Annotated in this window: 21 protein-coding genes and 2 tRNA genes; 15 read left to right on the plus strand and 8 right to left on the minus strand. The window is 72.7% G+C overall.

Going from position 1 to position 23,917, the window contains the following annotated elements:
- The first annotated feature begins 122 nt into the window (after nucleotides 1-122).
- Nucleotides 123-1,862 carry an AAA family ATPase gene (locus ACFZDK_RS46795; protein WP_390982952.1) on the plus strand — a complete coding sequence of 580 codons (1,740 nt, stop codon included), beginning with the start codon at nucleotides 123-125 and terminating at the stop codon, nucleotides 1,860-1,862.
- Nucleotides 1,863-1,892: 30 nt separating this feature from the next.
- Here ACFZDK_RS46795 and ACFZDK_RS46800 read toward each other — a convergent pair whose 3' ends face one another.
- The 4 genes from ACFZDK_RS46800 to ACFZDK_RS46815 all read right to left on the minus strand — a co-directional run bounded on the left by ACFZDK_RS46800 (nucleotide 1,893) and on the right by ACFZDK_RS46815 (nucleotide 3,737).
- Nucleotides 1,893-3,233, minus strand: a complete 1,341-nt coding sequence (locus ACFZDK_RS46800) for an SDR family NAD(P)-dependent oxidoreductase (RefSeq protein ID WP_390982894.1) — start codon at nucleotides 3,231-3,233, stop codon at nucleotides 1,893-1,895.
- A 27-nt stretch (nucleotides 3,234-3,260) separates the two neighbouring features.
- Nucleotides 3,261-3,332 (minus strand) — tRNA-Asp (locus ACFZDK_RS46805).
- Between the two features lie 10 nt (nucleotides 3,333-3,342).
- A tRNA-Ala gene (locus ACFZDK_RS46810) sits at nucleotides 3,343-3,414 on the minus strand.
- A gap of 68 nt (nucleotides 3,415-3,482) precedes the next feature.
- Nucleotides 3,483-3,737 carry a WhiB family transcriptional regulator gene (locus ACFZDK_RS46815; RefSeq protein WP_355720642.1) on the minus strand — a complete coding sequence of 85 codons (255 nt, stop codon included), beginning with the start codon at nucleotides 3,735-3,737 and terminating at the stop codon, nucleotides 3,483-3,485.
- 259 nt (nucleotides 3,738-3,996) lie between these two features.
- On the opposite strand from ACFZDK_RS46815, the gene ACFZDK_RS46820 reads away from it, so the two are divergent.
- The gene (locus tag ACFZDK_RS46820; RefSeq protein ID WP_390982954.1) at nucleotides 3,997-4,788 is read left to right on the plus strand and encodes a VOC family protein; all 792 of its coding nucleotides are present in this window, start codon (nucleotides 3,997-3,999) and stop codon (nucleotides 4,786-4,788) included.
- A 14-nt stretch (nucleotides 4,789-4,802) separates the two neighbouring features.
- On the opposite strand, the gene ACFZDK_RS46825 is transcribed toward ACFZDK_RS46820, so the two are convergent.
- Entirely contained in the window at nucleotides 4,803-5,831 is a 1,029-nt protein-coding gene (locus ACFZDK_RS46825) for a substrate-binding domain-containing protein (protein ID WP_390982898.1), read from the minus strand.
- Nucleotides 5,832-5,896: 65 nt separating this feature from the next.
- A complete protein-coding gene (gene ligD / locus ACFZDK_RS46830; RefSeq protein ID WP_390982901.1) occupies nucleotides 5,897-6,916 on the minus strand; it encodes a non-homologous end-joining DNA ligase in 1,020 nt (339 codons plus the stop codon).
- A gap of 113 nt (nucleotides 6,917-7,029) precedes the next feature.
- On the opposite strand from ligD, the gene ACFZDK_RS46835 reads away from it, so the two are divergent.
- Together ACFZDK_RS46835 and ACFZDK_RS46840 are read left to right on the plus strand one after the other, a co-directional pair.
- Nucleotides 7,030-8,094, plus strand: coding sequence for an ATP-dependent DNA ligase (locus ACFZDK_RS46835; RefSeq protein ID WP_390982904.1), 1,065 nt, complete (start codon nucleotides 7,030-7,032; stop codon nucleotides 8,092-8,094).
- Between the two features lie 115 nt (nucleotides 8,095-8,209).
- A complete protein-coding gene (locus ACFZDK_RS46840; protein ID WP_390982907.1) occupies nucleotides 8,210-9,190 on the plus strand; it encodes a DUF3048 domain-containing protein in 981 nt (326 codons plus the stop codon).
- Between the two features lie 22 nt (nucleotides 9,191-9,212).
- Here ACFZDK_RS46840 and ACFZDK_RS46845 read toward each other — a convergent pair whose 3' ends face one another.
- Nucleotides 9,213-9,677: a MarR family transcriptional regulator gene (locus ACFZDK_RS46845; RefSeq protein ID WP_390982910.1), complete on the minus strand. Its 465-nt coding sequence runs from the start codon at nucleotides 9,675-9,677 to the stop codon at nucleotides 9,213-9,215.
- A 184-nt stretch (nucleotides 9,678-9,861) separates the two neighbouring features.
- Here ACFZDK_RS46845 and ACFZDK_RS46850 point away from each other — a divergent pair, with 184 nt between their 5' ends.
- The 8 genes from ACFZDK_RS46850 to ACFZDK_RS46885 all read left to right on the plus strand — a co-directional run bounded on the left by ACFZDK_RS46850 (nucleotide 9,862) and on the right by ACFZDK_RS46885 (nucleotide 17,218).
- Nucleotides 9,862-10,617: a 3-oxoacid CoA-transferase subunit A gene (locus ACFZDK_RS46850; protein WP_390982913.1), complete on the plus strand. Its 756-nt coding sequence runs from the start codon at nucleotides 9,862-9,864 to the stop codon at nucleotides 10,615-10,617.
- On the plus strand, nucleotides 10,617-11,261 hold the full coding sequence (locus ACFZDK_RS46855) for a 3-oxoacid CoA-transferase subunit B (protein WP_390982916.1): 645 nt from the start codon (nucleotides 10,617-10,619) through the stop codon (nucleotides 11,259-11,261). Before ACFZDK_RS46850 ends, ACFZDK_RS46855 begins: the two co-directional genes overlap by 1 nt.
- On the plus strand, nucleotides 11,258-12,460 hold the full coding sequence (locus tag ACFZDK_RS46860; protein WP_390982918.1) for an acetyl-CoA C-acyltransferase: 1,203 nt from the start codon (nucleotides 11,258-11,260) through the stop codon (nucleotides 12,458-12,460). The genes ACFZDK_RS46855 and ACFZDK_RS46860 overlap by 4 nt, the downstream gene beginning before the upstream one ends.
- An 82-nt stretch (nucleotides 12,461-12,542) precedes the next feature.
- Nucleotides 12,543-13,316: a protocatechuate 3,4-dioxygenase subunit beta gene (pcaH, locus tag ACFZDK_RS46865; protein ID WP_390982921.1), complete on the plus strand. Its 774-nt coding sequence runs from the start codon at nucleotides 12,543-12,545 to the stop codon at nucleotides 13,314-13,316.
- Between the two features lie 6 nt (nucleotides 13,317-13,322).
- Entirely contained in the window at nucleotides 13,323-13,925 is a 603-nt protein-coding gene (gene pcaG, locus ACFZDK_RS46870; RefSeq protein WP_390982924.1) for a protocatechuate 3,4-dioxygenase subunit alpha, read from the plus strand.
- 8 nt (nucleotides 13,926-13,933) lie between these two features.
- Complete coding sequence (gene pcaB / locus ACFZDK_RS46875; protein WP_390982956.1) at nucleotides 13,934-15,262, plus strand: 3-carboxy-cis,cis-muconate cycloisomerase; 1,329 nt, start codon at nucleotides 13,934-13,936, stop codon at nucleotides 15,260-15,262.
- Nucleotides 15,259-16,377 carry a 4-carboxymuconolactone decarboxylase gene (gene pcaC, locus ACFZDK_RS46880; protein WP_390982926.1) on the plus strand — a complete coding sequence of 373 codons (1,119 nt, stop codon included), beginning with the start codon at nucleotides 15,259-15,261 and terminating at the stop codon, nucleotides 16,375-16,377. Before pcaB ends, pcaC begins: the two co-directional genes overlap by 4 nt.
- Nucleotides 16,378-16,426: 49 nt before the next feature.
- The gene (locus tag ACFZDK_RS46885; protein ID WP_390982929.1) at nucleotides 16,427-17,218 is read left to right on the plus strand and encodes an SDR family NAD(P)-dependent oxidoreductase; all 792 of its coding nucleotides are present in this window, start codon (nucleotides 16,427-16,429) and stop codon (nucleotides 17,216-17,218) included.
- Between the two features lie 92 nt (nucleotides 17,219-17,310).
- Here ACFZDK_RS46885 and ACFZDK_RS46890 read toward each other — a convergent pair whose 3' ends face one another.
- Nucleotides 17,311-19,992 carry an AAA family ATPase gene (locus ACFZDK_RS46890; protein ID WP_390982932.1) on the minus strand — a complete coding sequence of 894 codons (2,682 nt, stop codon included), beginning with the start codon at nucleotides 19,990-19,992 and terminating at the stop codon, nucleotides 17,311-17,313.
- A gap of 181 nt (nucleotides 19,993-20,173) precedes the next feature.
- Here ACFZDK_RS46890 and ACFZDK_RS46895 point away from each other — a divergent pair, with 181 nt between their 5' ends.
- The 3 genes from ACFZDK_RS46895 to ACFZDK_RS46905 all read left to right on the plus strand — a co-directional run bounded on the left by ACFZDK_RS46895 (nucleotide 20,174) and on the right by ACFZDK_RS46905 (nucleotide 23,743).
- Nucleotides 20,174-21,445: an MFS transporter gene (locus ACFZDK_RS46895; RefSeq protein WP_390982936.1), complete on the plus strand. Its 1,272-nt coding sequence runs from the start codon at nucleotides 20,174-20,176 to the stop codon at nucleotides 21,443-21,445.
- A gap of 4 nt (nucleotides 21,446-21,449) precedes the next feature.
- Nucleotides 21,450-22,592, plus strand: a complete 1,143-nt coding sequence (locus ACFZDK_RS46900) for an anhydro-N-acetylmuramic acid kinase (protein ID WP_390982939.1) — start codon at nucleotides 21,450-21,452, stop codon at nucleotides 22,590-22,592.
- A gap of 77 nt (nucleotides 22,593-22,669) precedes the next feature.
- Complete coding sequence (locus ACFZDK_RS46905; protein WP_390982942.1) at nucleotides 22,670-23,743, plus strand: DUF2510 domain-containing protein; 1,074 nt, start codon at nucleotides 22,670-22,672, stop codon at nucleotides 23,741-23,743.
- The last annotated feature ends 174 nt before the right edge of the window (nucleotides 23,744-23,917 follow it).

Raw genomic sequence — 23,917 nt, forward strand, 5'->3', positions numbered from 1 at the left:
AGCCGGTGGAGCCGGTGGAGCCGGTGGAGCCGGTGGAGCCGGTGGAGCCGGTGGAGCCGGTGGAGCCGGTGGAGCCGGTGGAGCCGGTGGAGCCGTCCCGGCTGGAGTCGTTCATCGACGCGATGATCGACCTGCGGCAGACCGGGCAGATCTTCGGCGAGCACGGCATCGGCAAGACGGCGACGTTCTTCTCCCATCTCGCCCGCGCCCACCCGGACACCGCGCTGGTGTACGTGCCGGCGGCCAATCTCACCCCGGACGACCTGCTGGTCAACGCGCCGGTCCGGGACCCGCGCACGGGCGAACTCGTGCTGCGCCAGCTGGTGATGAGCCAGCTCAAGCCGGGCCGGCCGTTCGTGCTGCTCATCGACGACTCGCTGCAGGCGGGCGACACGATCCAGTCGCAGCTGATGCAGATCGCCTGCAACTGGGCGCTGGGCGAGCACGATCTGCGCGCCCTGGGCTGTGTCGGCGTGTTCCTCACCGACAACGAGTCGCTGTCGGAGACCTCGGCACGCCGGAGTGACCTGGCGCTGCTGGACCGCATGGTGACGATGCGGATCACGGCGAACGACACCTCGTGGCGTCGGCATCTCGCGGCCAAGTACCGCCCGTGGGACCTGCGTCCGGTCTTCTCCCTGTGGGCGTCCCTCTCCCCCGCCCTGCGCGAACTGCTCTCCCCGCGCACCCTGGACCATGTGCTCGCCAACGCGCGCGAGGGCTTCCCGCTGCGCTGGGGCCTGCCGCTGGTCGACGGCGAGCGGCTGCGGCTGGCCGAGCCGGGCCCGGACGGCAGACCGGGCCAGAACCGCACGGCCGAGATCCTCGACCGGATCGCGGCGAGCCTGGGCGTGGCCAATCCGGCGACGATCACGGACCCGGTGCGGCGGGTGGTGAGGGCGGCGCTGCGCAACCGCTGGACGGTGCTGCTCCAGGGACCGCCGGGCTGCGGCAAGACGGAGCTGGTCCGGGAGACCCTGCGCGGGGGACTCGGCCGGGACGCCCTGTACTTCTCGCTGCCGGTCACCAACGTCGAGGACCTGTGCGCGCCGGTCCCGTCCCCGGACGGCACCCTCGACAACCTGCTCGCCGCGCCCTTCACGGGTCCGGAGCCCAAGGCGATCGTCTGGGACGAGTACAACCGGCCCAAGGACAAGGCCGCGTTCGCCAAACTGATGGAGGTCACCCAGGAGTGGTCGCTGGCGGGCCGGCGGATCGAGAACCTGCGGGCCCAGATAGCCGTGCAGAACCCGCCCTACCACCTGGGCCGCAAGCTGCTGGTGTCGCGGAACAACATCGCCCAGGCCACCCGGTTCACGGCCTCGCTCCTGGTCGAGCCCGAGGACATCCCGGCCAACGAGTGGCTGCTCGCGCGGTACGGCCGGGACGCCGAGACGGTCCTGGAGTGGTGGAAGCACGACATCGACGACGCGGGCCGGGCCTGGATCACCAAGCGGACCCTGGAACGGCTCATCAAGCTGCACCGCAAGGGGCTGCCGCTGGAGATGGCCACGGTCTATCTCGGTGACGGCGAGTACGCCCCGGTGCCGCTGACGGGCCTGGTCGACCGTTTCCGGGGCCGTCCGGTCACCGGGCTGCGCGAGCTGGCCCGGGACGTCGACGCCTGGGAGGCCCGGCTGCGCCGGGCTGCCGCGCACTCCGCCGAGGGCGGCGACGACAGCGATGTCGTCCACCAGCTCCTCGCCAACGCGGAGCTCTCCCAGCTGAAGAGACACCGGGCGGCGGTGGTCCGCCTGGTGGCCCTGCTCCCCGCGAAGCTGCGCGCGACCTACCTGGTGGGCGCGTCGGAGCGGCAACAGCGGTACTGGATGGAGGTGTTCATGGAGCTGCGCGGGAGGTGACCGTCAGGCCCGCGCGGGTCCCGTCCCCGCTCACCACTCCGCCACCCGGTAGTCCTTCAGGAACACCCCGGACACCGGGTCCCCGGCCTCGCCGCGCACGATCGGGTCGTACACCCGGGCCGCGCCGTCGACGATGTCGAGGGGGGTGCGGAAGCCGGCGCCCGCCATCCGGGCCTTCTTCGGGGCCGGGTTCTCGTCGGTGATCCAGCCGGTGTCGACGGCGCACATGTGGACGCCCTGCTCGGCGAGTTCGGCGGCGCTGGTGCGGGTGAGCATGTTGAGGGCGGCCTTGGCCATGTTGGTGTGCGGATGGCCCGCCATCTTGTTGCGGACGGTGAAACGGCCCTCGACGGCGGTCACGTTGACCACGTAACGGCGGGGGTGCGGTGCGGCCAGCAGCAGGGGCAGCAGCCGGTCGCAGAGCAGGGCCGGGGCCAGGGCGTTGACGAGCTGGGTCTCCAGGACCTCGGCCGGATCGAGGTCGCCGAGCCGGGCCGACCAGGAGTTCTCGGGCGACGGGTCGGGCAGCAGCCCGGCCTCGTCGGCCTCCCGGAGCGCCACCGGCAGGGACGCGGCTCCGCCCTCCAGCATGCGCATCGGGGTGAAGCCGGGGGCCTGCCGGGCGGCCGGGGGCAGTGCGTCGCGCTCGCCGGCCGCCAGCAGGGCGTAGGACTCCGGCGGCCTGCGCACGGTCTGGGCCGCGTTGTTGACGAGGATGTCCAGCGGCTCGCCCTCCTGTCGCAACTCCTCGCACAGGCCGAGCACTTGACGCGGGTCGCGCAGGTCGACGGCGAGGACGGTGAGCCGGTCCAGCCAGGTGGCGCTGCCGGGCGCGGCCTCGAAGCGGCGCACGGTGTCGTGCGGGAAACGGGAGGTGACCAGGACCCGGGCGCCGTCGCGCAGCATCATCAGCGCCAGCTGGAAGCCGATCTTCACCCTGCCGCCGGTGAGCAGCACCCGGCGGCCGGCGAGGTCGGTACTCAGGGCGCGCCGGGCCGTGTTGTCGGCGGCGCAGCCGGGGCAGAGCCGATGGTAGAAGGTGTCGACCTGTCGATAGGGCGACTTGCAGACGTAGCAGGTGCGCGGTTTGTGGAAGACGCCCCCGGCGCCGGGCACGGCCAGGGGCGCGTCCAGAGGCGCGTCCTCGCGGCGGTCCAGCGCGCCGGTCGCGGTCGCGGCCATCGCGGCGGCGTCGGCCGCCGACACCTCGCCGCTGCGTGTCCTGCGGCGGCGCAGCCGTCCGTCGCGGGCGAAGGAGGCGGCGACCTGCTCGGCGCGCAGCCGCACCGGGTCGTCGACGGGCAGCGCCCGCAGCTTCCCCACGACCGCGTGGAAAGCGGCCAGTTCCGCCTCGGTGATCGTCTCGCCCATCCGTCCCGTCCCCTGTCCGCGGTCCCGCGGTCCCGGCCGGATTCGAACCGGCGTATCCACCTTGACAGGGTGGCGAGTCTGCCTCTGCTCCACAGGACCTCGGCACGCGGCCGGACGACCGGATTCGAACCGGTGTGTCCGCCTTGCCAAGGCGGTGCGCCTGCCTCTGCGCCACGTCCGGCCGCGTGCCCCGGATCGTAGCCGGACGAGGGCGTACGGGCTCACACGTTTTCCGGGGCGGCCGTGGGTTCAGCGGGAGGCGCGCCGGAGTTCCAGACGTTCCTTCTCGGACAGGCCGCCCCAGACGCCGAACCGTTCGTCGTTGTCCAGCGCGTACTCCAGGCAGGCCGCGCGCATCTCGCACATACCGCAGATGCGCTTCGCCTCGCGCACCGAGCTGCCGGGCTCGGGGAAGAAGAAGTCCGCCCCGGTCTGCGCGCACAGCGCCTGCGCCTGCCAGGCCGGGACGGGCGTGCGGGGCGGGATGATGGTGTCGAAGTGCATGGCCAGGATCGTGCCGTGCGGCGAAAAACGTTCGCTCAACGACCGATCAACGCCGGAGCGACGGACCACAGCAGTCTCGATGATGCACCCCCGCACCACGCCTGCGCACGGCGGCGCGCGCAACGGAATCAAAACCCGGTGAGTGCGTCAAGTGACCGACGGTAACCGGGGTCCGGTGGGCGCGCTCCGGCAGCGATTGTCAGTGGGCGGTGGAAGACTCGGCTGTGCAATGGACGGGACCCTTCCAAGGAGGGCGATGATGCTCACCACCCGTTTCGTCAACGGCGCTCCCAACTGGATCGACCTCGGCACCCCCGAGATCGACGGCGCCATCTCCTTCTACAACGGTCTGTTCGGCTGGGAGTTCCAGTCGGCGGGGCCGGACGCCGGCGGTTACGGCTTCTTCCAGCTGGACGGCAGGACCGTGGCCGGTGCGATGCAGACCACTCCCGAGCAGGGTCCGCCCTCCTGGACCGTGTACTTCCAGAGCGAGGACGCGCAGGCCACCGCCAAGCTCTCCGAGCAGGCGCACGGCAGTGTCCTCGCCCAGCCGATGGACGTGATGGGCCAGGGCCACCTGGCGATCCTCGCCGACCAGGCGGGCGTGCCCTTCGGCATCTGGCAGCCCGCGCTCAACAAGGGCGTTGAGGTGGCGGGCGATCCGGGCTCGCTGTGCTGGGTGGAGCTGTACACCCCGGACATCGCGGCGGCCGCCGCTTTTTATCACAAGGTGCTCGGCCTGGAGACCTCCGGAGTGCCCTTCCCCGGCGGCACCTACACCTGTGTCAATCCGGCGGACGGCGACGACGACTCGATGTTCGGCGGGATGGTCCCGCTGGCCGAGGACCCGGCCGAGGCGCAGGCCGGGGCGTACTGGCTGCCGTACTTCGAGGTCGAGGACCCGGACGCGGTGGTCGAGAAGGCCCAGCAGACCGGCGGCAGGGTGCGGATGCCGGCCACGACGCTGGAGGGCGTGGGCCGCATGGCCAAGCTCGCCGACCCGTACGGCGCCCGCTTCGCGGTGATCAAGGGCGAGCCGCAGCAGAGCTGACGCGGGGCGCGCGGCTAGGCGGAGGCGCGCCGTACCAGTGTCGTGGGCAGGATGACGCTGGACGGCGCGTCCGTCGCGGACTCGTCCCGGGTGAGGGTGCGCAGCAGGAGCCGGGCCATCAACCGGCCCATCTCCTCTATGTCCTGACGGACCGTCGTCAGCGAGGGTTCGGTCTGCTCGGTGACCGGCAGTACATCGTCGAAGCCGATCACGGCCACGTCCTCCGGCACCCGGCGGCCGCGCTCGCGCAGGACCCGCAGGGCGCCGAGCGCGGTGAGGTCGTTGGCGGCGAACACGGCGTCCACGTCCGGGCAGCGGTCGAGGAGTTCGGCCATGGCGCGCTCGCCGCCGCCCGGGGTGAAGTCGCTCGGGACGACCAGCCGGGGGTCGGGTTCCCCCATGACGTCCCGGTAGCCCTGGAGGCGGTCGGCCGCCGAGGTCTGGTCCAGGGGCCCGGTGATGTGGGCGATCCGGGTCCGGCCGAGACCGGCGAGATGGCGTACGGCGTCCTGGGCGCCGCCGCGGTTGTCGCAGTCGACGTACACGGCGCTGTTGGTGCCGTCGTTCCAGCCGGGCCGTCCGCCGAACACGGTGGGGACTCCGGCGCCCTCGATCAGGCCGGGCAGCGGGTCGTCGAGATGGAGCGAGAAGACCAGGGCGCCGTCGACATGGCCGCCGGCGAGATAGCGGGCCACGCGTGCGTGGTCGTCGCGGCCTTCGGTGAGCAGCAGCACCAGCTGGTTGTCCTGGGCTGTCAACTCCTTGCTTATGCCGCGCAGTTGCAGGGCGAAGAAGGGGTCGGTGAAGATCCGGGTCTCGGGTTCGGCGATGACGACGGCCACGGCGTCGTGCCGTCTGGTCACCAGGCTGCGGGCGGCCTGGTTGGGGACGTAGCCGAGTTCCTCGACCGCCCGGCGGACCCGCTCCACGAGAGGCTCGCGCACGCCGTCCCCGCCGTTGACCACCCGTGACACGGTGGCCCGGGACACTCCGGCCCGCGCGGCCACGGCCTCCAGGGTGGGGCGCGACACTGCCTCGGACACCTCGGCCCTCCTCATCGGCGGCTCGTGATCAGCATAGCCCCGGGTGACCGCACCAAGTCCTGCCGTCAGGAGGGCTCTTCGGGCCGCGCCCGGCTCGGCTGGACGCGTTTCGGTTCGCCCGGCATCTTCGGGTACTCGGGCGGGTACGGCAGATCGCCGAGCCCGTGCTCGTGTTCGTCGCGGCGGGCGAGTTCCAGGAGGGCGTCGAGGGAGTAGGCGTGGTCGTCCATGTCGGCGTGCACATCGCCCACTTCGGCGAACCGGGCGGGCATCGTGGCGAGGTCGAAGTCGCCCGGCCGCGCGTCGTCGACCTCCTCCCAGCGCAGGGGCGCGGAGACCGGGGCGTTGGGGCGGGGCCGCAGGGAGTAGGCGGAGGCGATGGTGCGGTCGCGGGCGGTCTGGTTGTAGTCGACGAAGATGCGCTCGCCGCGCTCCTCCTTCCACCACTTGATGGTCACCCGGTCCGGCATCCGGCGTTCCAGCTCACGGCCCACGGCGATCGCGGCGCGACGGACCTGGACGAAGGTCCAGCGGGGTTCGATCGGCACGAAGACATGCAGGCCCCGGCCGCCGGAGGTCTTGGGCCAGCCGCGCAGTCCGCCGAACTCGTCGAGGACGGCGCGCAGTTCGTGGGCGGCGCGGACGGCGTCGCCGAAGTCGGTGCCGGGCTGCGGATCGAGGTCGATACGGAGTTCGTCGGGGCTGTCGACATCGGATCGGCGCACCGGCCAGGGATGGAAGGTGAGCGTGCCGTACTGGGCGGCCCACACCACGGCGGCCTCCTCGGTGGGGCACATCTCGTCGGCGGTGCGGCCGCTGGGGAAGGTGATGTGGGCGGTGGGGATCCAGTCGGGCATGCCCTTGGGGGCGCGCTTCTGGTAGAACCACTCGCCCTCGACGCCGTCCGGATAGCGCTGGAGGGTGGTGGGCCGGTCGCGCAGGGCGCGCAGGATGCCGGGGGCCACGGCCGCGTAGTAGCGGGCGACGTCCAGCTTGGTGAAACCGCGCTCCGGGAAGAAGACCTTGTCGGGGCTGGACAGCCGTACGGTCCGGCCGGCCACCTCCAGTTCCACCGCTTTCGCCATGCCGCCACGGTAGGCGCACCACCCCCACCCCGCATATCGGCTCACCGGGCCCCGCGTACGGAAGGCGTGCCGCGTGACGAGCGGAGGCCGGGGACCCCTCGTACAGTCGGAGCATGGATCTGCCGGTGATGCCACCCGTGAAGCCGATGCTCGCCAAGTCGGTGGCGACGATCCCGCCGGACATGCAGTACGAGGCGAAGTGGGACGGCTTCCGCGCGATCGTGTTCCGGGACGGCGCCGAAGTGGAGCTCGGCAGCCGCACCGGAAAGCCGTTGACCAGGTACTTTCCCGAGCTGGTGGCGGCGCTGAAGGAGCGGGTGCCCGAGCGGTGCGTGCTGGACGGGGAGATCGTGATCGCGCGGGAGGGCCGGCTGGACTTCGACGCGCTGACCGAGCGGATCCATCCGGCGGACTCCCGGGTCCGCACGCTCGCGGAGCGGACGCCCGCCTCGTTCGTCGCCTTCGACCTGCTGGCGCTGCACGACGAGTCCCTCCTCGACGTCCCGCTGACCGACCGTCGCGCCCTGCTCGCCCGGGCGCTGGCCGACGCGACCCCACCGGTGCATCTGGCGCCCGCGACGACCGATGTGGAAGTGGCCCGGCAGTGGTTCGAGCAGTACGAGGGGGCCGGCCTCGACGGGGTCATCGCCAAGCCCCTCACGCTGCGCTATCTCCCTGACGAGCGGGCCATGTTCAAGGTCAAGCACGAGCGGACGGCCGATGTCGTGGTGGCGGGCTACCGCCTGCACAAGAGCGGCCCGGTGGTGGGCTCGCTGCTCCTGGGCCTGTACGACGACCGGGGCGCCCTCCAGCATGTGGGCGTCTCCGCCGCGTTCCCCATGAAGCGGCGCGCCGAGCTGATCGAGGAGCTGGAGCCGCTGCGCATGGCGGACGTCTCCGGGCATCCGTGGGCGGCCTGGACGGAGGAGGCCGCGCACGAGTCGGCCCGGCTGCCCGGCGCGCCGAGCCGCTGGTCGGGCAAGAAGGACCTGTCCTGGGTGCCGCTGCGGCCGGAGCGGGTGGCCGAGGTGGCGTACGACCACATGGAGAACGGCGCCCGCTTCCGGCACACGGCCCGCTTCCGCCGCTGGCGCCCGGACCGCACGCCGGAGAGCTGCACCTACGCCCAGCTGGACGAGCCGGTGCGCTACGACCTCACGGAGATCCTGGGGTCGTAACCCCGTCCCCGCACCGCCCCCGCCCACCCTCTCGGTGCGATCGGATTCGACCGGGTATGGCCATCGATGAACCGATGAGCCCACAATCAAGGGGACGAACGGGGGAACGGTGGGCATGCGACACAGGGCGCCGACGCGCCGGACGGCGCTGACGGCGGCACTCACGGCGGCCGTCCTGACGGCCTCCCTCACCGCGGGCTGCACCCGCCACGGCACGACCGACGACAACCGCGCACCCGCGCGCCGCAGCACCACCACCCCGACACCCGACAGACAGAACACCTCCGGCTCCGTCCTGGCCGTGAAGATCGACAACGTCTCCGCGGCCCGCCCCCAGACCGGGCTGGACTCGGCGGACGTGGTGTACGCGGAGCAGGTGGAGGGCGGGCTCAGCCGGCTGATGGCGGTGTACGCCACCAAGCTTCCCGAGGTCATCGGCCCGGTGCGCAGCGCCCGCGAGTCCGACCTGGAGCTGCTGCGCCAGTTCGACCACCCGACCCTCGCCTTCTCCGGAGCCCAGCGCAAACTGCTGCCGCTGATCGACAAGGCTCCGCTGCTCCCCGAGACACCCGGCCGGACATCCGCCGCCTTCTACCGCGGCACCGACCACCCCGCGCCGCACAACCTGTATCTCCGGCCCGCCGAGCTCCTGCCCGAGACCCCCGGCAGAGCGGCACTCACCACCGGCTTCCGCTACGGCCCGGCCCCGGCCGGGGGCACGGCCGCCTCCGCACGGACGGTGCGCTACCCGGCGGCCCGCTTCACCTTCACCTGGTCCGCCGACCGGCACCGCTGGCTGGTGTCGATGGACGGCACCCCGGCCCGGACCACGGCCGGAACGCGACTGGCCGCCGCCACGGTCGTGGTGCAGTACGTGCGGGTGACCACGTCCACGTATCACGACGTGCTCGGCAACTACACGCCGTACACCGAGACGGTGGGGACGGGGAAGGCCGAAGTACTGCGGGACGGCCGGTCGTTCGAGGCCACCTGGTCACGGCAGGAGGACACGGACGGTACGACGTTCACCGGCGCGGACGGCAGTCCGCTGGACTTCGCCGACGGCCAGGTGTGGGTGGTGTTCGCGAAGGCCTGAGCCCAGCCCCTGGACCCGGACCCTAGGCCTGCGAGACGAACGGCTCCGCCGGATTGCGCAGCCCCTCCGCCGCGTCCGCGACCCGGCGGATCAGATCGAAGAACTGGCTCTGCTCCTCGGCCGAGAGCGGGGCCAGGAAGACCTGGTTCATCCGGGCGGTGCGCACGGTGAGCTTGCGATGGGTGCGCAGCCCGTCGTCGGTGAGACGCAGCAAGGAACGGCGGCCGTCCTGCGGGTCGCGCACCTTGTCGACCAGTCCGCGCCGGCCGAGCCGGCTGATGACCTCCGCGATGGTCGACCGGTCCAGGCCCACCCTCTCCCCCACGGTGCGCTGGTCCAGCCCCGGCTCGGCGACGAGCGCGTTCAGGACGGCGAACTGCGGCGAGGTGATCTCCTCCGAGACCATCGTGTTCCACAGCAGGTAGTGGGCCTGCTGAAGCCGCCGGGCCAGGTGCCCGGGGTGGGTGGTGAGGTCCACCGCGGCCATACGCGCTCCCATGGTCCGAATTCGTTGGTGTACTGAACGATACCCGCGATCACCCATCCTGTCTGTACACCCGTCTGCCATCATCCGAGGTCTTGACGGGTGGCGACACCAGTGGCAGCGTGGCAGACATCTCGCTGAAATACTCAGTGCCCTGATTAATTCGCTGAGAGATGAGGCTGCACGGATGGACAAGGTGGTCGCCACGGCGGCGGAGGCGGTGGCCGATGTGCCGGAGGGCGCGTCGCTGGCGGTGGGCGGGTTCGGGCTGAGTGGTGTCCCGGGCGTGTTGATCGAGGCGTTGTACCAGCGGGGGGTGGGCGGCCTGGCGGTGGTCTCGAACAACTGCGGGGCGATGGACACGGGGCTGGCCGTGCTGCTCGCCGCCGGGCGGATCACCCGGGTGACCGGTTCCTACATCGGGGGGAACAAGGAGTTCGCGCGGCAGTATCTGGCGGGTGAGCTGGAGCTGGAGCTGATTCCGCAGGGGACGCTGGCGGAGCGGTTGCGGGCGGGCGGTGCCGGGATCCCCGCGTTCTACACGCCGGCGGGGGTGGGTACGCAGGTCGCGGACGGCGGGCTGCCGTGGCGTTACGACGGCTCCGGCGGGGTCGCTGTGGCGTCGCCCGCGAAGGAGGTGCGGGACTTCGACGGCACCGAGTACGTCCTGGAGCGCGGCATCCGCACCGACTTCGCGCTGGTCCGGGCGGCGAAGGGCGACCGGCACGGGAACCTGGTCTTCAACAAGTCCACCCGCAACTTCAACCCCCTCGCCGCGATGGCCGGCAAGGTCACCATCGCCGAGGTGGAGGAACTCGTGGAGCCCGGGGAGATCGATCCGGACGCGGTACACCTGCCGGGGATCTTCGTGCAGCGGGTGGTGGCCCTCACCCCCGAGCAGGCGGCGGACAAGAAGATCGAGCAGCGGACGGTGAGCAGCTGATGGCCTGGACGCGTCAGGAGATGGCCGCGCGGGCGGCCCGTGAACTGCAGGACGGGCAGTACGTCAACCTCGGGATCGGGCTGCCGACGCTGATCCCGAACTACCTGCCGCCCGGTGTCGAGGTGATCCTCGAATCCGAGAACGGGATCCTGGGCACCGGCCCGTATCCGACCGAGGACGCGGTCGACCCCGACCTGATCAACGCCGGGAAGGAGACCGTCACGGTCCTGCCCGGTGCCTCCTTCTTCGACTCGGCGCTCTCGTTCTCCATGATCCGGGGCGGGCACATCGACGTCGCCGTCCTCGGGGCGATGCAGGTCTCCGCGGGCGGTGACCTGGCCAACTGGGCGATTCCCGGGAAGCTGGTCACCGGGATCGGCGGGGCGATGGACCTGGTCCACGGCGCCCGCACCGTCATCGTGGTCATGACGCACACCGCGAAGGACGGCTCGCCGAAGATCCTCACCGAGTGCGCGCTGCCGCTGACCGGCAAAGCGTGCGTGGACCGGATCATCACGGATCTCGGTGTGATCGACGTGACCGACGACGGACTCGTCCTGGTCGAGACCGCGCCCGGCGTGGGTGTCGAGGAGATCGTCGCCAAGACCGATGCGAAGCTCGCTGTCCCGGAGGGTCTGCTGTGAACACGGTGTACATCGTCGACGCGGTGCGCACGCCGATCGGCCGCTACAACGGCGGTCTCGCCGGCGTGCGTCCGGATGATCTGGCCGCGCACGCGATCCGGGAGCTCCTGGCCCGCACCCCGGCCCTGGACCCGGCCCGGATCGAGGACGTCTACTTCGGCAACGCCAACGGCGCGGGCGAGGAGAACCGCAACGTGGGCCGGATGGCCGCCCTGCTGGCGGGCCTGCCGACGTCCGTGCCGGGCGTCACCGTCAACCGGCTGTGCGCCTCCGGCCTGGAGGCCGTCATCCAGGCCGCCCGCGCGATCGCCGCCGGCGACGCCTCCGTCGCCGTCGCCGGCGGTGTGGAGTCGATGACCCGGGCGCCGTACGTCCTGCCGAAGAACGACCGGCCTTTCCCGGCCGGGCACGCTGAGCTGTACTCGACGACACTGGGCTGGCGGATGGTCAACCCGACGATGGACCCGCAGTGGACCATCCCGCTGGGCGAGTCGGCCGAGCGCATCGCGGACAAGCACAAGATCAGCCGGGAGCAGCAGGACGAGTTCGCCCTCGCCTCCCACCAGAAGGCAGCTGCCGCGCAGGAACAGGGCCTGTTCGACGCCGAACTGGCCCCGGTCGCCATCCCCCAGCGCAAGGGCGACCCGGTCGCCTTCGCCGCGGACGAATGCGTACGCCCGGATGCCTCCCTCGCCGCCATGGCCAAGCTCAAGCCGTCCTTCCGTACGGAGGGCGGCACGGTGACCGCGGGCAACGCGTCCCCCCTCAACGACGGCGCGGCCGCCCTGCTCCTCACCGACGAGGACGGCCTCAGGACGCTCGGCCGGGAACCCCTGGCCCGGGTGTCCGCGACCGGGGTCCACGCGCTGGACCCCGACTACTTCGGGCTCGCCCCCGTCGAGGCCGTCAACCGGGCCCTGGCCAAGGCGGGCAAGACCTTCGCCGACCTCGATGTGCTGGAACTCAACGAGGCGTTCGCGGCGCAGGTGCTCGGATGCGTCGCCGAATGGCCCGAGTTCGATCCGGCGATCCTCAATCCGCAGGGTGGGGCGATCGCGTTGGGGCATCCGCTGGGTGCGTCGGGGGCGCGGCTGGCGGGGACGGTGGCGCATCAGCTGGCACGACGTGGAAGCGGTACCGGTGTTGCCACGCTGTGCATCGGTGTTGGGCAAGGGCTCGCGTTGGTTCTTGAGCGATAGGTCGTACTGCACCTGCGGGTGCGTTGTGGCTGGTCGCGCAGTTCCCCGCGCCCCTCACGGGGCGCTTCACCTAGGACTTCTTATGACACTCACCCAAGCTGACATCGACCTCGAGATCGCCGCCGAGCACGCCGCCTATGAGAAGCAGGTGGCCGAAGGCGCCCCCGTCGAACACCACCCCCGCCGGGACTACGCCCCCTACCGGTCCTCCCTTCTCCGGCACCCGAAGCAACCCCTGGTCGCCATCGACACGGCCAAGGACCCGGAGCTGGTGGAACTGCACTCCCCCGCCTTCGGGGAGCGGGACATCACGGGGATAGACAATGACCTGACCGTGCAGCACAGCGGTGAGCCCGTGGGTGAGCGGATCACCGTCTCCGGGCGGCTCCTCGACCGGGACGGGCGGCCGGTCCGGGGGCAGCTGATCGAGATCTGGCAGGCCAACTCGGCGGGCCGCTACGCCCATCAGCGCGAGCAGCACGACGCCCCGCTGGACCCGAACTTCACGGGTGTCGGCCGGACGATCACCGATGCCGACGGCGGCTACCGCTTCACCACCATCCAGCCGGGCCCCTACCCCTGGCGCAACCACGTCAACGCCTGGCGCCCGGCCCACATCCACTTCTCGATGTTCGGCACGGCGTTCACGCAGCGGCTGGTGACGCAGATGTACTTCCCGAGCGACCCGCTGTTCCCGTACGACCCGATCATCCAGTCGGTGACGGACGACGCGGCCCGGCAGCGACTGGTCGCGACGTACGACCACAGCCTGTCCGTGCCCGAGTTCTCCATGGGCTACCACTGGGACATCGTGCTGGACGGCCCGAACGCCACCTGGATCGAAGAAGGACGCTGACCTGCCATGACGAAGATCGACACGAGCAGCCCGGAGAAGGTGCTGCCCACCCCGTCGCACACGGTCGGCCCGTTCTACGGCTATGCGCTGCCGTTCCGCGACGGCGAGGAGATCGCACCCCTCGGGCATCCGGACACGGTCACGGTCCACGGGTACGTCCTGGACGGCGAGGGCAACCCGCTGCCGGACGCGCTCGTGGAGCTGTGGGGCGCCGACCCCGACGGGAACCTGTCCACGACCGACGGTTCGATCCGCCGCGATCCGGCGACCGGTGACTACCTCGGCCGCAACGGCGTGGAGTTCACCGGCTGGGGCCGGATCCAGACGGACACCAACGGGCACTGGTACGCGCGGACGCTGCGGCCCGGCGCCCGGGGCGGCGGGGCGCCGTACATCAGTGTGTGCGTGTTCGCGCGCGGGCTGCTGGTGCACCTGTTCACCCGGATCTATCTGCCGGGCGACGACGCGGCGCTCACCGCCGACCCGCTGCTCACCCGGGTGGGCGAGCGGCGCGACACGCTGATCGCCGCCGACGAGGGCCGGGGGACCTACCGTTTCGACATCCGCCTTCAGGGCGAGGGCGAGACGGTCTTCCTGGAGTTCCAGTGACACCAGCTATGTACGGCGGCGGTGACGCCGGGCTGCTCGGTCCCGGGTGGTCCGGTTCGGCCGCCGCGTCCGCGACCGGCGACGGCGCCTATCTGCGGGCGCTGCTGGACGCGGAGGCGGCCCTCACCCGTGCCCAGGCGGCCCTCGGGCTGGCCCCGGACGCGGCCGCCGCGGCCGTGCGCGAGGCGGCCGACCCCGGCCGCTTCGACGTCGGTGCCCTCGCCGAGCGCGCCCGCGCGGGCGGCAACCCGGTCATCCCGCTGGTCGCCGATCTGACGAAGGCGGTCGGCGCGGAGTACGGGCCGTACGTCCACCGGGGTGCGACCAGCCAGGACATCATGGACACGGCGACGATGCTGGTCGCCGCCCGCACCCTGGACCTGGTGCTCGCCGACCTCGGACGCACCGAGCAGGCGCTGGCCCGGCCGGCCGCCGACCATCGCGACACGCCGATGCCGGGACGCACGCTCACCCAGCACGCCGTACCCACGACATTCGGGCTGAAGGCGGCCGGCTGGCGTTCGCTGGTCCTGGACGCCCGGGACCGGACGGCCCGGGTGCGCGCGTCGCTGCCCGTGCAACTCGCGGGCGCGGCGGGCACGTTGGCCGCCTTCGGGGCGTACGGCGCCACGGATCCCACCGCGCTGCCCGAGGCCTACGCCCGCGAACTCGGCCTCGCCGCCCCGCTCCTGCCCTGGCACACCCTGCGCACACCGATCGCGGATCTCGCCGGTTGTCTCGCCTTCACGGCCGGAGCCCTCGGCAAGGTCGCGGTGGACGTGCTGACCCTGTCCCGTACCGAGATCGGTGAGGTCGCCGAGGGCAGCGGGGGCGGTTCGTCGGCGATGCCGCACAAGGCGAACCCGGTGCGCTCCACGCTCGTCGCGGCCGCGGCCCGGCGGGCCCCGCAGCTCGCGGCCGTCCTGTACGGCTCGCTGGTCGCGGAGGACGAGCGGCCGGCCGGTGCCTGGCACGCCGAGTGGGAGCCGTTGCGGGACCTGCTGCGGACGGTCGGGGGCGCGGCCCGGGACGCGGCGGAACTGGCAAAGGGGCTGCGGGTGCACCCGGAGGCGATGCGCCGGCACCTCGGCCTCACCGGCGGGCTGATCGTCTCGGAGCGGCTCTCGGCCGAACTGGCCCCCGTGCTCGGCCGGGCCCGGGCGAAGGAACTGCTCACCGAGCTCGCCCGCCGCACCCACAGCGAGCACCGCACCCTCCGTGAACTCCTCGCCGAGGAACCCGGGTTGAAGGACGTCGACCTCGACGACCTCACCGACCCCGCCCGCTACACCGGCTCCGCCGGTGCCCTCACCGACCGTGCACTGGAGCGACGTTGACCGACAACCTGCTCGACCACCGTGCCGAGGGACCGACCTCCGCTTCCCCTCTTCTCCTCGGGCCGTCGCTCGGCACCTCGTACGCCCTGTGGGACGCGGTGGCGCCCGAGCTGTCGATCGGCCACCGGGTGGTGCGCTGGAACCTGCCCGGTCACGGCGGTTCGGCGCCCGGTCTGATCAAGGCGGGTGCGACCGTCGGTGACCTCGCCGACCTGGTGCTAGCGCTGGCCGACTCGCTCGGCATCGACCGGTTCGCGTACGCGGGTGTCTCACTGGGCGGAGCCGTGGGACTGCACCTGGCCGTCCACCACCCGGACCGTCTCGACAGCCTGGCCGTGATCTGCTCCTCGGCCCACTTCAACGGGTCCCGGCCCTGGGAGGAGCGGGCCGAGCGGGTGCGCCGGGAGGGCGTGGAGTGGCTGGCGGAGAACGCGGGCACCCGCTGGTTCACGCCCGGTTTCAGCGTGCCGCGGCTGGTCGAGGACCAGCGGACGGTGGATCCGGAGGCGTATGCCGCCTGCTGCGACGCACTGGCCGCCTTCGACCTGCGCGACCGGCTCGGCGAGATCGCCGTACGCACCCTGCTGATCGCGGGCCGGCAGGACCCCGCGACCCCGCCGCCGCATCTGCGGGAGATCGCGGACGCGGTGCCGGCGTCCATGCTGGTGGAGCTGCCGAACTCCTCCCACCTGGCGCCCGCGCAGTGCCCCGAGGCCGTTCTCACCGCGCTCCGCTCCCATCTGGACGGCGGCGCCAAGCGGGGCATGGCGGTACGCCGTGAGGTGCTGGGCGACGCGCACGTGGACCGGGCCCAGGACCGGCAGACGCCCTTCACGGCCCGTTTCCAGGACTTCATCTCCCGCTACGCCTGGGGCGAGGTCTGGACCGACCCCACGCTGTCCCGCCGCGAGCGCAGCATGATCACCCTGACCGCGCTGGTCGCCCACGGCCACTACGACGAGCTGGCCATGCATGTGCGGGCGGCCCGGCGCAACGGCCTCACGCCGGAGGAGATCGGCGCGGTGCTGCTGCAGACGGCCGTGTACTGCGGGGTGCCCGCCGCCAACTCGGCGTTCGCGACGGCGCAGCGGGTGCTGGCCGAGGAGGAAGGGTGACACTGCCGGGGACAGGCACAGGAGGGGGCGCTGTGCCTACCGTGGGGGTATGTCGACCATCCTGATCACGGGTGCCACCTCCGGGCTCGGCCGGTACGTCGCGTTCGAACTGGTCCGCTCGGGCCATGTCGTCCTCGCGCACGGCCGCGACCCCGGCCGTACCGAGCGGCTGGTCGAGGAGCTGCGCACCGAGGGCGACGCCGAGGCGTTCGTCGCGGACCTGGCCTCGCTGGCGCAGGTCCGCGAGCTGGGCGCACATGTCGCCGACGCGCATCCCGACCTGGACGTGCTGATCAACAACGCGGGCGTGGGCGCCGGTACGCCCGGCTCGGGCCGCGAGCTGAGCGCCGACGGCCACGAACTCCGTCTCGCCGTCAACTACCTGGCCCCGGTCGCCCTGACCCGCGCCCTCCTCCCGGTACTGCGCGCCGACGCCCCCGCCCGCATCGTCAACGTCGGCTCGGCCGGCCAGGAGCCCCTCGACTTCGACGACCCCGAGTTCACCCGCGGCTACCAGGGTTTCGCCGCGTACTGCAGAGCCAAGTTCGCCCTCGCGGCCCACACCTTTACCCTGGCCGAGGAGCTGGCGGGCACCGGCGTGGCCGTGAACGTCCTGCATCCCGCCACTTTCATGGACACGGCCATGGTGAGGGAGGGCGGCGTAGCCCCCTGGAACACGGTGGCCGACGGCGCCCCGGGCGTCCTGGCCCTGGCAACACAGGACCTGGGCACAGGCGGCTACTTCGACGGCACGAGCCCGGCCCGGGCCCACGAAGCAACGTACGACCGAGAGGTACAGAAGCGCCTCTCAGCGGTAACTGATCAACTCCTGGCGCTGTAGCGCCCCTTCAGGGGCGCGGGGCTGTATCAATGTGCGGCTCCGCCGCGTGGGCGCGAGCAACCACCCACAACCCGCACCCCGCAACGCACCCGTCAACGCAACCCCCGCCCGGTATCCAGCACCTCCCGAGCCTGAGCAACCAACCCATCCGCCCCACACGACCGAGCCAACGCAAGCCCCCTGTTCAACTCGGCCACCGACCGCGCGGCGATCCCGTACTCCACCCGAGCCGCCGCATGCTCGTACTGGCAGGGCGAGGCCTCCAGATAGGCCACCGCCTGCGAAGCCAGCCGCACCTGCCGCTGCCCGGTCTCCAGCGCGGCAGCGCACCGCAGCGCCTCCCCGATGGCGGTGTCCGTGCCGAACCGCTCCGCCTGCCGCCGGGCGTCCGCCGCCAGCCGGGCCGCCCGGACCGGGTCCTGGCCCGCGAGGGCCCGGGCGAGGTCGAGGGCCCAGGGCACCACCACGGGGTTGAAGTGGCCGCGCGCGGCGGCCGCCTTCTCCGCCGTCTCCAGTTCGTTGACGGCCTCGTCCGTGCGGCCGACGGCGAGCAGCAGCCGGCCGCGTACGGACCGCGGGTCCGGCATCACGATGGTGGAGGGGTACGGCGGTGCGAAGCCGTACTGCTCGGCGATCTCCCAGGCCTGTGTGACATGGCCGCGGGCGAGCAGCGTGTCGACGAGGTTGCAGGTGGCGGTCCAGTACAGGGGCAGCCGCCGGCCGACCCGCTCGGCGATCCGCAGGGACTCCCGCAGGGAGGTCTCCGCGTCCCGCAGCCGGCCGCGCCTGCGGTGCCCGAGGCCGACGTAGGCATGGGCGAGGGCCAGGTGGCCGCCGCTCCAGCCGGCGGACTCGTAGGCGCGCAGGGCCTCGTTGTACAGGCTCTCCGCGCGGTCGAGGCGGTCGGTGTAGACGTAGGAGTTGGCGAGCATCAGCAGCAGCTCGATGCCCCACTCGGTGTCGGTCCAGCCGAGTCCGGGGGCGAGCCGGCCGTTGACCAGGGCGCGGTCGCACAGTTCGACGACCTCTTCGGCGCTCTCGCCCTGGATGAGCAGGTCGAAGCCGCGCAGCATCAGCAGGGCGCGCTCGGAGTTGTCCCGGCCGGTGCAGGTGGCGGCGAGGGCGGCGAGGCGCTCGGAGCGGCGGGCGGAGACGGCCTCGCCGGCGATGCCCTCCCACATGAACTGGACGGCCTGGAGCCGGAGTTTGGGGGGTCCGTCCTCGTGCCGGGCGGCCTCCGCCTCGACCGTGCGGACGGCCTCCTCCAGCTGGTCGTTGTGGAGCAGGGCCTGGGAGAGGCGGAAGACGGCGTCGACGCGTTCGGCGCTGTCGAGGCCGGGCATGCCGAGGGCGCTCTGCAGGTGGTCGATGGTGACGGCGGGCTTGGTGAGCAGGGTGGCGCAGCCCAGTTCGTAGAGCACGCGCGCGTGGACCTCGGGTACGGGCGGTTCCAGCAGGGCGCGTTCGAGGCAGCGGCGGGCCGCGTCCGGGGCGCCGACGGCGAGGTGTTCCTTGGCCGCGTCACGCAGTTGCTGGACGAGTTCCTCGTCGTCGTCCGGGTGCACCTTCAGCAGGTGGTGGGAGGCCTCGGCGATGCCCCGGCCGTCGTCGATGACGATCTGGGCGGCGATGCCGTGCATGGCGGTGCACATCGCGGGCGGGATGGAGTTGTAGACGGCGGTGGCGATCAGCGGGTGGACGAACTCCAGGTCGCCGGCGTGGGACCGGGAGCCGGCCGGGTCGGGCGCGGTGAGGATGCGGGCGGCGCAGAGCAGTTCGGCGCAGCGCTCGGCGTCCTCCACGGTCATGGTGGCGAGCTGGGCGACGAGGTCGACGGAGATGCCGGTGCCGAGGATGGCGGCGGCCCAGGCGAACCGGGTGGCGTCGATGCCGAGGCCTTCGAGGCGGGTGACGAGTCCGCCGCCGCGCGCCGACCGGTTGAAGGCGCGCAGTTCGCCGGCCCGGGCCTCGACGGGTTCGACCTCGCTGTCCTGGACCTTGGCGAGGAGTTCGACGGTCTCGTAGGGGTTGCCGCCGGTGACGGCCCAGACCTCGCGGCAGAACGGGGCGTCGGCGTGTGCGCCGAGCGTGGCGCGGGTGAGTCCGGCGGTGGCGTCCGGGGTGAGGGCGCTGAGGTTGTGGGCGGGGTTTCCGGCCGCGGCGGCCACGGCGTCGAGGTAGCGGGCGCTGTCGCCGGTGACCTCGCCGGGCCGGCGGGCGACCAGGACCAGGACGGGGAGGTCGTCGAGGCGTTCGACGAAGGCGGCGAGCCAGGCGAGGGTCTCCTGGTCGGCCCAGTGCGCGTCGTCGATCAGCAGCACCAGCGGCCACTCGCGTTTGGCGAGCCGGCGGACGGCGGCGACCAGGCCGTCGCAGACGCCCTGCGGGTCGGCCTGGCGGTCGCCGGGGTCCGTGATGCCGAGGGCGGGGCCGGCGATCTCGTACCAGTCGCCGAGGTACTCGCGGGCCTCCTCGGGCATCAGGGAGACCAGGGCGGGCTGGAGCAGCTGCCGTACCACGTTGAAGGGGACGCTGCGCAGGGTCTCGCCGCCGCGGGCGGACCAGACGGTGCAGCGGCGGCGCTCGGCGATCCGCCGGGTCTCGGCCAGCAGCGCGGTCTTCCCGATCCCGGCCTCGCCGCGCAGGACCAGGAGGTTGCCGGCGGTGGAGTGGTCGGCGCACAGGGTGTCGAGTGCCTCGGTGATGGCGGCGATCTCCGCGTCGCGCTCCCAGAGGGGAGCCGCGGCGCCCCCTGGGGGCTGTTCCTCCGTCATCCCGCTGCCTCCCCAAGTCGCCCGAACGACGTACAGACCACGAGCGTAGCCGTCCTGTTGGCTGTCCGGAGGCGGGTCCGGGCAGCTGTTGCCGTGACGGGTGAAAGTGGGTGCGACGGGGCGACGCGGGACGCCCCCGACCTGCCGGTGTGAAGCGGACGGACCGTCAACGGGCAGGAAAATGGACCTGATTTTCGAAGATCGTGCGGCACCCGAGCGGAACCGGTCACTCCGGGCGCTGGCGGCCGGCTCGGTCGGCAACTTCATCGAGTGGTACGAGTTCGCCGTCTACGGCTATTTCGCGACGGTCGTCGCCGAGCGGTTCTTCACCCCGGCGGGCGCCGGCGCGGCCGAGGGGCTGGTGCGCACGTACGCCTCGTTCGGGCTGGCGTTCTTCTTCCGTCCGCTGGGCGCGGCCCTGTTCGGCCGGCTGGCCGACCGGCTCGGGCGGCGGCCGGTGCTGATCCTGGTGGTCGCGCTGATGACGGGCGCGACCACGCTGATCGGCCTGCTGCCGACGTATGCGCAGGCCGGTGCGCTGGCGCCCTGGCTGCTGACGTTCCTGAGGGTGGTTCAGGGGCTCTCGGCGGGAGGGGAGTTCGGGGGCGCGGTGGCGATGCTGACCGAGTTCGCGCCCCCGGGGCGGCGGGGACTGTACGGGGCGTGGCAGTCGTTCACGGTGGCGCTCGGGTTGCTGGCCGGGGCCGGGCTGGCGGCCGGGCTCGCGACCGTCCTGACGGATAATCAACTCGACTCGTGGGGATGGCGGTTGCCGTTCCTGCTGGCCCTGCCCCTGGGGCTGCTCGCGCTGTGGCTGCGGGTGGGGCTGGAGGAGACGCCGGAGTTCCGGGAGCCGGCCGCGGGATCCGTCCGGGTGTCGGCCGGGGCGATCGGGCTGGCCGTCGGCAGGGTGATGGGCTGGTCGGCCGCCGGGTACACCTTCCTGGTCGTCCTGCCGTCGTATCTGCAGACCGCGCTGCACACCGGCTTCCGTACGGCTCTGCTGGCGACCGTGGTGGCGAACCTGGGCTTCGCGCTGGCGATCCTCCCGGCGGGCCTGCTCAGCGACCGGGTCGGGCGGCGGCCGGTGATGCTGACGGGCGCCGGCCTGGTGGTCGCCCTGGCCCTGCCGCTGCTCCACCTCCTCCAGGACGCGGGGGTCCCCTCCGGGGTGAAGGGCGCGGCCCTGTGCGGCGCGGGCGCGGTGGTGGGGCTGATGGCGGGGCCGGGGCCCGCGCTGCTGGCCGAGATGTTCCCGGCGCGGGCGCGCTGTACGGGCCTCGGACTCGCCTACGCCTTGTCCAATGCGGTGTTCTCGGGCTGCGCGGGCCTCATCATCACGGAGGCGGTGAAGCGGACCGGGAACCTGGACGTCCCCGGCTACTACGCGGCGGCGACCTGCGCGGTCAGTGTGCTGGCGCTGCTCCGGCCGTGGATTCGGAAGGCGGGTTGACGCGGTGCTGGTGATCGGTCTGATGTCCGGGACGTCCTGCGACGCGGTCGACGCGGCGGCGGCGGAGCTGCGGCTGCTGGACGACACGCTGCTGCTGAAACCGCTGGGCATGGTGAGCACCCCGTACGACGACGAACTGCGGGAGTCGATCGCGGGAGCGCTGCCCCCGGCGGCCGTACCGCTGGCGCGGGTGTGTCTGCTGGACACCCGGATCGGGCAGGCGTTCGCGGCGGCGGCCGGCCGGGCCGACCGTGAACTGTGCGGCGGGCGGGCCGAGTTGGTGGCCTCGCACGGGCAGACGGTCTACCACTGGGCGGAGCGCGGCCGGGTGCACGGCACCCTGCAGCTGGGGCAGCCCGCGTGGATCGCGGAGGCGACCGGCCTGCCGGTGGTCGCCGACTTCCGGCCCCGGGACGTGGCCGCCGGGGGGCAGGGCGCTCCCCTGGTCAGCCTGTTCGACCTGCTGTGGCTGCGCGGCCGGCCGGGCACCCCGGTCGCGCTGAACATCGGCGGGATCGCCAACCTCACGGCACCGGACGGCACAGCCTTCGACACGGGTCCCGGGTGCGCGCTGACGGACGCGGCGGCCCGGGGGTTCACGGGCGGGCGGCTGGCGTACGACGCGGACGGGGCGCTGGCGGCGCGCGGCCGGCCGGACGGGCCGCTGCTGGACCGGTTGCTGACGGAGCCGTACTACGCGCTGCCCGCGCCGAAGACGACCGGCAAGGAACTGTTCCACGCGGACTACTGGCGGACCGTCGAGGGGCTGTCCGCCGAGGACGCGCTGGCGACCCTCACCCTGCTCACCGCCCGGACGGTGGCGGACGCCGTCCGGGGCCTCGGTGCCACGGAGGTGATCGCCTCGGGCGGCGGCACCCGCAACCCCACCCTGATGGCCATGCTCCGCGCCGAACTGCCCGGGACCCCGGTCCGCGCCTCCGACGAACTCGGTCTGCCCGCCGCGGCGAAGGAGGCCTACGCCTTCGCGGTCCTCGGCTTCCTCACCGCACACGGTCTGCCGGGCACCGCCCCGACCGCCACCGGCGCCCGGCACCCGAGCGTCCTGGGCTCCCTGACCCCGGGCCGGAACGGACTGCGACTGCCACCGCGGGCGCCGGCTCCGCCGGTGCGGCTGCGGATCGAATGACCGCCCGACGGTCACCTCATCCGAAAGTTGCCGGATCCTCTCATCCGACTTTCACCGATGCCTCATACGGTGGGGGCATGACGCAGGTGACTCCTCCCGGGTGGTACCCCGATCCCGGACAGACAAGTGACGGTCCGGCCACCGAACGCTGGTGGGACGGCAAGGCGTGGACCGAGCAGACCCGCCCCGCCGGGTCGGGCGCCGGCTGGGGTCCCCCGCCGCAGCCGCCTGCCGACGGAATCCACCCGGCCGACGGTACCCAGCCGGTGTACCCGGCCTATCCGGGGTATCCGGGATACCCTGCCGTGCCGCCGGCGCCCGGGAAGCGCGGGCTGCGCACCGGCATAGCCGTCGGTGTCGCCGTGGCGGTGCTCGCCGCCATCGGGGTGTGCGCGTGGGCACTCACCTCCGACGGCAGCGACAACGGCGGCCAGGCCTCGCAGCAGGGCTCGGGCGGACAGGGCGGTTTCGGCCAGGGCGGTCCCGAGGGGCAGAGCGGCGGACAGGGCCAGAACGGCGGACAGGGCTTGCCGTTCGGCGGGTCGGGCGGCAGCTCGGGGTCGGGCGGCACCGACGGCGGCGCGTCGCCGTCGCCGGACCAGTCCGAGGCGCCGAAGGTCAAGGGCGGCGGCACGGTGTCGGACTCCGTCAACGCCATCAGCATCCCGGTGCCGGACGGCTGGACCGGGCAGGCGATCAGCGTCGGCGCGCAGGTCACCTCCGACAACTCCTACAAGTGCCCCGGCGACACCACGCAGACCTGCACCACCGGCGGCGCCTACTCCGCGCCGGCGCTGGCGCTGGGCACCTCGGGCAGCACGGCCGAGGAGGTCGCCAAGGCGGACATCGAGGCCAATGCCAAGGAGTCGTACGGCGGCAAGACCTACGGCTCGATCACCTCGCACGAGGTGCTGGCCTCCAAGGCGGTCACCGTGGCCGGGCAGAAGGGCTACCTGGTCCGCTGGAAGGCCGTGACCAGCAAGGGCGCCGACGGCTATGTCGAGTCGCTGGCCTTCCCGTCGCCCGGGAACGCCTCGCAGATCGTGGTGGTCCGGTTCGGCGTCGACGTCGGCCAGAAGGAGTCCGTGATCGACACGATCACCCAGGGCATCAAGGTGTCCTCCGGCAGCGGCAGCGGCCAGACCGTCTGACGCCCCGGTCCGGTCCGGGAAATCCCGGACCCGGAAAGACTGTCGGGCGGGGGGGGGGGGCCCCCCCCCCCAAGGGGCCCCCCCCCCCCCGGGGGGGGGGGGCCCCCCCCCCCCCCCCCGGGGGGGGGGGGGCGGGGGGCGGCCCCCCCCCCCCGGGGCGGGGGGCGGGGGGGT

It is taken from the genome of Streptomyces sp. NPDC007901 (assembly GCF_042959465.1).
Lineage (GTDB): Bacteria > Actinomycetota > Actinomycetes > Streptomycetales > Streptomycetaceae > Streptomyces.